7 protein-coding genes are annotated in these 9,709 nt (G+C 64.1%); all 7 read left to right on the top strand.

The features are described from left to right. Window positions 1-2,139, top strand: a 2,139-nt coding sequence (locus QZ994_RS07765) for a calcium-binding protein (RefSeq protein ID WP_290870588.1), incomplete at its 5' end; no start/stop codon positions are given. Window positions 2,140-2,145: 6 nt separating this feature from the next. Next, on the top strand, window positions 2,146-3,939 hold the full coding sequence (locus QZ994_RS07760; protein WP_290870585.1) for an ATP-binding cassette domain-containing protein: 1,794 nt from the start codon (window positions 2,146-2,148) through the stop codon (window positions 3,937-3,939). Continuing rightward, window positions 3,939-5,459 carry a TolC family protein gene (locus QZ994_RS07755; RefSeq protein ID WP_367172271.1) on the top strand — a complete coding sequence of 507 codons (1,521 nt, stop codon included), beginning with the start codon at window positions 3,939-3,941 and terminating at the stop codon, window positions 5,457-5,459. Before QZ994_RS07760 ends, QZ994_RS07755 begins: the two co-directional genes overlap by 1 nt. Before the next feature lie 17 nt (window positions 5,460-5,476). After that, window positions 5,477-6,097, top strand: a complete 621-nt coding sequence (locus QZ994_RS07750) for a hypothetical protein (RefSeq protein WP_290870583.1) — start codon at window positions 5,477-5,479, stop codon at window positions 6,095-6,097. Further along, on the top strand, window positions 6,097-7,425 hold the full coding sequence (locus QZ994_RS07745; RefSeq protein WP_290870580.1) for an HlyD family type I secretion periplasmic adaptor subunit: 1,329 nt from the start codon (window positions 6,097-6,099) through the stop codon (window positions 7,423-7,425). Before QZ994_RS07750 ends, QZ994_RS07745 begins: the two co-directional genes overlap by 1 nt. Before the next feature lie 248 nt (window positions 7,426-7,673). Further along, window positions 7,674-8,786, top strand: coding sequence for a hypothetical protein (locus tag QZ994_RS07740; RefSeq protein WP_290870577.1), 1,113 nt, complete (start codon window positions 7,674-7,676; stop codon window positions 8,784-8,786). 24 nt (window positions 8,787-8,810) lie between these two features. After that, window positions 8,811-9,641: an HDOD domain-containing protein gene (locus QZ994_RS07735; RefSeq protein ID WP_290870573.1), complete on the top strand. Its 831-nt coding sequence runs from the start codon at window positions 8,811-8,813 to the stop codon at window positions 9,639-9,641. Window positions 9,642-9,709: the final 68 nt, after the last annotated feature.

Below are 9,709 nucleotides of genomic sequence, written 5' to 3'. Positions count from 1 at the left end.
GGTGTCGGTACCGACACCGCCAACTACAGCGCCAGCACCGCGGGTGTGACGGTAGATCTGCGCCTGAGCACGGCGCAAACCGGCAGCGGCGATGCGGCGGGCGACATCCTCAGCGGCATCGAGAACCTGACCGGCTCTGCCACAGCCGCCAACACATTGACGGGTGATGCCAACGCCAACGTGCTGACCGGCGGCTCGGCCAGCGACATCTTCGACGGCCTGGGCGGCGCCGACACCTTCAACGGCGGTGCAGGCTTTGACTGGGCGCGCTACGCCCTGGGCTCGGCCGGCGTGGTGGTGAACATGAACAACACCGCGTTGAACACTGGTGATGCGGCTGGCGATGTGTACAACAGCATCGAGAACCTGGATGGCTCGTCATATGCCGACACCCTGGTGCTGCTGTCCACCGTGGCCGGCACCATCTACGGCCGCGCCGGCAACGACACCCTGGTGGGCAGCAACCTCAATGACACGTTGATGGGTGGTACGGGCGACGACAGCATCGACGGTGGTACCGGCACCGACTCGTCCATCTACAACATTACCAACGGTAACGGCATACTGACCACGCTGGCCCAGGTCAGCATCACCGCCGGTGGCACCGACGGCAGCATCGTCGTCACCGACAGCCGCGGCACCTCGGGCAACGGCACCGACACGCTGACCAACATCGAAAGCCTGGTGTTCACTGACACGACGGTGACCGTGGTCAACGGCACCAGCAGCAACGACACCCTGTCCGGCGCCGCCAACCAGGACGTGCTGGTGGGTGGCGCCGGCAACGACAGACTGGCCGGCGGCGCCGGTGCCGACTGGTTGTTTGGCGGCACGGGCACCGACACGGTGGACTACAGCGCCAGCACCGCGGGCGTGACGGTGAACCTGGGTCTGGCCACGGCGCAAGTCAGCACGGGCGATGCGTCGGGCGACATCCTCACCAGCATCGAGGCGGTCGTGGGCAGCGCCTACAACGATACCCTGTACGCGGGCGCCACCACCACATCCCTGCAAGGCGGTGCAGGTACCGACTTGCTGTGGGCGGGAGTGGTCGGAACGGGCACGCTGACGATGGACGGCGGCGACGGCAACAACGACAACCTGGTGAAGATGGTGGGCGGCTTTGGCGTCAATTTCATCGGCGGCAACGGCAGCGGCGACTTGCTGAACTACAACAACAGCAGTTGGGGAAGCAGCGGTGTGACGGTGGACCTGACCGGGGGCACGGTCAGCGGCGGGATCGGCGCCGGCGACACCTTCAGTGGGATCGAATTTGTGCAAGGCACCGCCTACAACGACTCCCTCACCGGCGACGGGCAGGACAACTCCCTGAACGGTGCCGCGGGCAACGACAACTTGTCGGGCATGGCCGGCAACGACACCTTGCGGGGTGACCTGGGCAACGACACCTTGGACGGCGGCGCGGGTACCGACATCGCCACCTACAAGGGCACCTTCGGCACGGCAGCAGCGCTGGCCACCATCACCTTCAGCAATGCCAGCGGCGACAACGTGCTGACCGTGTCGGATTCGACCGTTGGCGGCCAGGGTACCGACACGCTGACCAACATCGAAAGCCTGGTGTTCACCGACGTGACGGTGGCCGTGGTGAACGGCACCAGCGGCAACGACACCCTGGCCGGCACCGCCAGCCGTGACGTGCTGGTGGGCGGCGCGGGCGACGACACGCTCACCGCTGTAGGCACCGGCAGCGACTGGCTGTTCGGCGGCACAGGCAACGACACGCTGGTGGCAACGAGCCTCTCGCTGCTGTCTGCTGCAGACGGTGGCAGCGGCAGCGACGTGCTCCAGATCACCACGCCAGGCCTGGCCGTCGATCTGTCCGGCTTCGTGGGCGTGGCGAGCAACGTGGAGACGCTGCAGCTCAGCAACAACACAGCCGACATGACGCTCACGCTGAGCGCAGCAAATGTCGTCAGCCTGACCGACAGCAACCACGACCTGGTGGTGAAGCTCGACAGTGGCGACACGCTCAACATTTCCAGCACGCATGTGGAAACAGGCCGCACCACCGACGCATCTGGCAACACCACCGTGGACTACAGCCTCTACACCAGCACCGACACGGGGGGCGCTGCGGCGGCCACTTTGCATGTGCAGTACCTCGCCACGCATTGAGAGAACATGAACGCTGACCAACCATCGCACGTGCGCCTGACGATCCTCCTGTTCCTGCGCGCCAACCGGCGTCACCTGGCCGAGTTGTTCCTGGCGGGGGGTGTCGTCAATGCCTTGATGCTCACCCTGCCGCTGTTCACCATGCTGGTGTACGACAAGGCGGTGGGCAACCAGGTGCACGACACCCTTTGGGCCTTGCTCGTCGGCATGGTGCTGCTGCTCATGCTGGAGTTGGTCCTGCGCAGTGCGCGCGTGACGATGATCGAACATGCTGGCGCCCGCTGGGACGCCTTCCTCGACGAGCGCCTCATGCGCGGGGTTCTGGCGGCGCCGCTGTCTCAGCGCCTGCACGCAGGCGACCTGTTGGGCCGCCTGCGTGAGGTGGCCAGCACCCGGGATGTGCTCAGTGCGCAAGCCCTTCTCACAGTCGCCGATTTGCCGTTCGCCTTGATGTTCCTGGCGGTGGTCACGGCGATCGCCGGCCCTCTGGTGTGGATCCCGGTGGGTGCCGCCCTGCTTTTGCTGGCGATTGGCGCGGGCGTTCAGCAACTGGTGAGCCCCCGTCAGCAAGCGGCACACCAAGCGGGCCGGCGCAAGCTGGCGGTTCTGATGGATGTGCTGTCGGCACGCGAGAGTCTGGCCAGCCAGGGCAGTGCGACCCGCGCACTGGCCGATTGGCGCCAGCCCTCCCAAGTGAGTTCACGTCAGGCGGCCAGGGCCAGGTTGTGGGGGCAGCTCAACCAGCAAATGGTGCCCGTCGTGATGTCGGCCTCGACCGTCACCCTGCTGGTCTGCGGCGTTTTCCGCATCGAAGCGCAACAGTTGAGTGTGGGCGGGCTGATCTCGGCCAACATGCTTTCTGGCCGGCTGCTGGCCACCCTTTGCGGCGTGATGCCACTGGTGGGCCGCTGGCGCGAATTCCGCGGGGCCCTCGCTGGCCTCGCGGACTCGGCGCAGATGGCGAGCCCATCGTTGACGGCAGAGGCTCAGCCCACCACGTCCCTGGCCTTGGCGCAAGAAGGCATCCGTTTGCAAGGGCTGGGCTTCCGTTACCCGAACCTGGAGCGCGCACAACTCAGTGACCTGTCGCTCCAGCTGATGCCAGGACAGCTGGTGGCTGTGGTGGGGGCCTCAGGCGCTGGCAAGTCCAGTTTGTTGAAGGTGCTTGCAGGCTTGCAGCCTCACACCGAGGGACGCTTGACCGTTGGCGGATGCCTGATCGATGGCGAGCCCGCCCGCCGCTGGCTGTGCACACAGGCGATGCACAAGGCGCAGGACCCGTGCTTCTATGGCGGCACCTTGCGTGAGGTGGTGAGTGGTTGCGCCACCGATGTGCCCGACGACCAGGTCGTCAGCGCCTTGCGACAGGCCGGTCTGGGGCCCATCCTGGACAGCGCCGAGCTGGGGCTCAACAGCGTGATCGGGACCAATGGTGCAGGGCTGTCGGGCGGGCAGAAGCAGATGGTCGCCTGGGCCACAGTGCTCCTGTCTCGCCATCGCCTGCTCCTGTTGGATGAGCCAACCTTGGGCCTCGATCGTGTCACCCAGGAACAGCTGCTGCGCACCTTGCCTGGCTTGCGGGCGGGACGCTGCGTCCTGGTTGCCACCCACGCGACCGAAGTGATCCAGCTGGCGGATCGCGTGCTCGTCCTGGATCGCGGCCGTGTGGTGGCCGATGCAACACCCTCGGCCCTCTTCGGCTTTGCCGCCCGACCGACCGCCGCGGCCGCGGCAGGGCATGTGACCAAGGTGGTGTCGAAGAACACGGACCTGGTGATGGAACAACAGGAGCAGATGTGATGGCGAAATCGGCCAGTTTCAAAGGTGCGGCAATCTGGGCCATGCTTCACTGCTGCGGCACGGCGTGGGCTCAAGCACAGGATGCAGGCAATGTGGCGGTGCTCGTTGCGCGTGCCGATGCCGTGGTGGGTTTGCGAATCGGTGTGCTGGCGCAGGCATCTTCGAGCGCTTCGAGCCCCATTTCGACGGGCAGCGTTGCCTCTGAGTCGCCAGTCGCTGCGGCAAGGTCAGGGCGCCTGTCCGAGTTGCCGGCGCTGTTGCAGCTCTCTCGGACGCTTCCTCTGAAGGATTCGCCGCCTACGCCTGACGTGGCTCCGGTGGGTCTGCTGGAAGCGATCCAGCAGGGCGTGGCCCACAGCAAGGATGTCCAGGCCGCTGATGTGAGGAGGGAGTCGTTTGTCCAGACCGTCCTGGCAGCGGAAGGTGCGCAGAAGGCCCACATGTCCTTGCGGTCGGCCCAAGGTCGTGGGCACCTCATCGCGAGTGACGAGCGCGACACGCTCAACCGCCATGAAAGCACCTTGACCTTGAGGCAACCGCTCTTCGATCGTCCAGCCACTTACGAGGTTGACAGGCAAGCCGCGCTCAACAACTCCGCAGACCTGCAGTGGCGCAGCGCAGTGTCGACGGCCAGCGTGGACACCTCTTCGGCCTACCTTCAGGTGTTGCAGGCGCGCCTGGCTTTGGAACTCGGTCGTGAGCATGAGGTGCGACTGGCCGAGTTGCTCAAATACGTGAGCGAGCGCGCCAGCGTGGGGGGCACTAGCCTGGCAGAGCGAGACCGGGTGAAGGCGCGTGTGGCCAATGCCCGTTCCCAGATTGCCGATTCCCGTGCCACTTTGCGAGCAGCGCTCCGCAAGCTCGAAAGCCAGCTTGGCGAAGGCCCGGCCGCCTTGACGGTCGAGTGGCCAGCGCAGCTGGAAGTCCCCCTGAGTGCGGCCCTGGCTGGCGAAGAAGCGCGCATCAACAACCCTGATCTGTCTGCCTCCCGGGCCGAGGCGCACGCAGCAGGGCTGGAGGCGTCCAGCTATGGCGCCAGGTGGATGCCCAAGCTGGATGCCGAAGTGGTGCTGGCACGCACCCTCAACAGTGCTGGCACGGCAAGCAACCAGCGCGACGCAAAAGCGCAACTGGTGCTCAACTGGTCCCTCATGGACGGTGGCACCGACCGTGCACAGGAGCGTGCAGCCCTGGCCCGCCAGCAGGAGAAGCTGCTCAGGCTGGAGGACGCGGAACGCAAGCTTCAGCAGGAGCTGGAGGTTGCTTATGCGGCGCTGGACGCAGTGGGTGAGCGCTATGTCTCGGTCAAGGAAGAGCTCAAGGCAAACATGACCGTGGTCGAGGCCTTCCAGGCTCAGTTGGTGGGGGGGAGTCGATCCCTGCTGGATGTGCTGGACGCTTACCAGCGTTTGCACCAGAACAAGCTCGACATCACGTCACTCGTGATCGGTGAAGTTCAGAACCAGATGAAGGTGGCCCACCTGACGGGACGCCTGTACAACCTGGGCGCACGCCCTTGACGAGGTAGGAGCAACACATGGCAGGTGGGGGCGGCGGTGCCAACGCGTATTGGCCTGGGTTTGTGGATGCATTGACCAACGTGGTCATTGCCATGATTTTTGTGGTGGTTGTTCTCGCCATTTCACTGTCTTTTGCCGCTCAGATGATGGGGCACAAGATGGCGCAGCGGCTGATTCAGGAGCACGAGGCCAAGGCGGCGGCTGCGACAGCCTCGGCGGCTGCCGCAGGGCAGGGCGCTGCCGTCGAGCAGGAGCCGACCCGATTGCGCGGGCAGACGCGCATTGCGGTGGCAGGCAACGAAAAGCCGAAAGCCGCATCAACCCTGCAGACGCAAAGCAACTTCCTGGAACTCGACTACGCGGAGGGCGCATTGACCCTTGACGCATCTGCCGCCGAGCAGCTGCGCGCTGCGGTGGGGCCGTCCAGCAAAGCGCCACGGTCTCGGTACATCGAGCTTGTCGCGTCAGGGCCGCTCATGTTTGCCACGGAAAGCCAGCGCGCAGCTTACTTGCGCGTGATGGCGGTTCGCAACCAGATGCTGGAGCTGGGCTATGCACCCGATCACATCAAGGTTCGCATCGATTCGAGCGCTTCTCCCGAACAGGCGCAAGTCAAGGTATTGATCACGGAGCAATGATGGACGCCGCACTGAATCACAAGACATGGACTTTGCTGGCCCAGCATTTCGACAGTGGGCTGGGTGCGCAGCGGGTTTTGAAGCGACCCAGATGGCTGGTGTACACCGGGGCGTTGGTGACCGTCGGGCTGGTGACGTGGCTGGCCTTTGCACGGGTAGACATGGTCGTTCGCACGACCGGGCGAGTGGTGCCATCCGGCCGCCAGCAGCTGGTGCAACACCTTGAAGGTGGCATCGTGGCCAAGGTGTTTGTCAGAGAGGGCGACGTGGTCGGTAAAGGACAAAGCCTCATGGCGGTGTCTGACCTTCAGGCCAATTCAAGCCGCGGAGAAAAACAGGCTCGGCTGGATGGCCTGAAGGCGCGTGTGGCCCGCCTTCAGGCGGAAGCCGAGGGCAACACGCGACTCGTGATGCCGGCCGAACTGGCGGGGGAAGGCACCGAGATGCGAAACCAGAGCGATGCCTTTTCCGCCCGACAGGCCAAGCTGCAGCAGTCATTGCGCGTGATCGAAGAACAGATCGCGCAAAAGCGTCAGGAAGCCAATGAGCAGGAAGCACGCCGAAAAGGTTTGAGCAGTGAGCTGGAGGTCGCCCGTCAGCAACTGGCCCTGGTCACGGCCATGCTGGCCAAGAACGCTGCTTCCCAACTGGAGTTATTGGACGCCAGAGCCCGGGTTGAGCGGCTGACGACCCAGATCCGAGAAGCAGAAAGCGCGGCGCCGCGCCTGCGTGCGGCGGCAGAGGAGTTGCAGGCGAGGTTGGCCGAGTCCCGAGCGCTTTTCCGCAGTGAGGCAAGCACCCTGCTGGCCGATGCCAGGGTGGAGTTGCAACGCGTTCAGCAGGAAATCGGTGCGGACAACGATCGTGTTCGCCGCACGGTGGTCCAGGCTCCCGTCGCCGGGACCGTCAACAAGCTCCTCTTCAACACCGTGGGCGGTGTGGTCAAGCCTGGTGACACCTTGATGGAGTTGACCCCTTCAGACGATGTCACGGTGCTGGACACGCGGGTCTCACCCAGCGAGCGGGGGGCCTTGCAGGTCGGGCAGACCGCGCACGTGAAGGTCGCGGCATTCGATTACACGGTTTACGGCACCCTCAGTGGCCGCGTCAGCGAGATCAGTGCGGACTCGCTGATCGACGAACGCGGTGAGCGCTACTTTCGAGTGGGCATCACCGTGGACCCAGCCAGCGTCAAGGCTTTCGGACAGATGCTGACGCCTGGCATGACGGTGAGTGCCGATGCTGTCACCGGGCAGCGCACCGTCCTGCAATACCTCCTGTCGCCTGTACGCGCCTTGTCTGCCAACGCTTTCCGAGATCGCAAATGAACGTCGCTGCATCTACCCTCAACACGCTGGAGGCTGCTCCGGCCTCGCAGCCCGCTGTGGCCATGCCTCGCAAGCCTCTGCGCCTGAGTCACCGCTACGCATTCATCATCTGGATGCCCTTGCTGGCTGTGGCGCTCGGTTGCGCAGGCGCCTGGCATTTCGTCAGCCATTCTTTCATTTCCAACCCAGGGCTCAACGGTGTGATCTTGGCCGTGTCCGTTTGGGGCGCATCGGCCATGTTTGGCCATGTGCGCAGCGCCTACAAGGAGGACCGTGTCTTCTTCGCCGGCCTGGAATGGTTGCGCAAGGGGACGTGGGGCTCCGAGCCGCATCCCAGCCTGGGCCCCGTCGCCTTTGTGCAAGGGATGCTTGAGCGGCTCGAAAAAATGGGCCTGGGGCATCAGGTGTACGTGCAGTCTGCGGCCATGGAGCCTGAACTGGAGGCGCTCGAGCAGTACTTCCACAAAAAGCAGGAACTCTCCAACTTCCTGGTGGGCCTGATGGTGGGGCTGGGATTGCTTGGCACCTTCATTGGTCTGCTCGAAACACTGATGGCCACCGGAGACCTCATCGGCAGCATTGCGCAGTCGCTCGGTGGGAGTGGCAGTGGGGGCGGCATGGAGTCGGAGTTCAGCCGCATCGTGGGCGGGCTGCAGAAGCCATTGAGTGCCATGGGCACGGCCTTCTCAGCGTCCATGTTCGGCCTGGTCGGTTCGATCATGCTCGGATTTCAGGCCGTGATCGTGAACAAGACGGTCGCGAACCTGGTCGACAACATTCGCGAAGAGGTGCTGTCCCTGGCCGAGAAGTCCCAGACCAACGCCAATGTCGAGATCACCGAACGCTATCTGGCCACACTGATGGCAGAGATGCTCGAACAGCACCGGCAATCTCAGGAGCGCCTGAATGCCGTGGTTCAACAGATCACCGATCTCACGCCACACGTCCAGCAGGCAGCGCTGTCCAGCGTGCAGTTGGCGGAAGTGGTCGGCGCACAGCGCGAGTCCCTCGATCGCACGACGCAGGCCGTTGGACAGGTTCGCGACGTGGTGCCGATCCTGGGCGAACTGGCCGCCGGTGTCGCGACGGGGCTCAAGGAGTCCGCCAGCACCCGCAGTGGTGTGGACGACGTGGTCAGGCATCTGCCCGATCAGGCTGCCATGAATGCGGACCTTCGTCATGCCATCGCTGCCATGGGGGAACTGGCCAGGCAGGTGGAGCTTTGCCATGTTGCCAACCGTGATCTGGCCATTGAAGTTCGCCACCAGGGGGCCGTGCTCAAGCGCCTCGATACGGTGCTGTGGAACAGCGAGAAGAGCGCACTGGGTCAAGCACTCAGTGGCCAGATGGATGTCCGTTGAGCGATCGTTTGCAGGAGAAAAACCATGAATTTCATCGAAGATGTTCTGGCAGGTCGCATCAGCTTGCCAGCCGTGCCCAAAGTGGTGGAGCGGGTGCTCACCACCATTCGACGCCAGGACGCCAGCCTGAATGACGTTGCACAGGAACTCGAACTGGATCCCGTGTTGAGTTCGCGTTTGCTGAGGTTGGCCAATTCGTCCTTCTTCGGCGGTCGTCGATCGGTGTCGTCGGTGAGTGATGCGGTGTCACTGGTCGGGTTGAAGTCACTGCAGACGCTCGTGGTGGCTTGCGGCGTGCATGCAGCCTTCACCCAGGTGCCCGCTGTCAATCTTCGGCACTTCTGGCTGGCTTCGGTGCTCACGGCGACGTCGGCTCGGCAACTCGCCCAGCGCATGGGACTGCCGCCAGACGATGCCTACAGCGCCGGGCTGCTACAGGGCGTGGGACACCTGATCCTGTGTCAATGCCATCCAGAAGAGGCGCTGTTCGGCTTCTCCAGCGTGGCTTCCCTGTGGGGGCGTGATCTGGCAGAGCAGGAGATTTCGCTGTTTGGAACCAGCCACCCGGAGGTCAGTGCCATCTGGGTTGACCGGCTGGGGCTTCCTGAAACCGTGGTCACCGCGATCGCCCACATGGCGGGCACGCCAGGTGCAAACGAGCAGGCTCACACGTTGAGTGCCGTGTTGATCCTGGCGACCAGCCTGGCGGCGGGCGCTTCTTATGGCGACAGCCTTTCTCAGACGCTGCAGTCGGTGGACAAGGCACTTGTGAGCGCGCTGGGCTTGAACGACTACCTCGCGAGCGAGGATGCCTGCACCGATTTTGGCGAGCTCATGACGGTGCAGACATTGTGATCGCGTGCATCTCGCTCGCACATTGATGACGAACGGTTGGGGAGTACGGTTGGATGTCAGCCTTGCAT

Origin of the sequence: Aquabacterium sp. (assembly GCF_021768455.1) — a bacterium.
Taxonomy (GTDB): Bacteria; Pseudomonadota; Gammaproteobacteria; order Burkholderiales; family Burkholderiaceae_C; genus Aquabacterium.
This window is presented reverse-complemented; position numbering and strand designations above follow the sequence as displayed.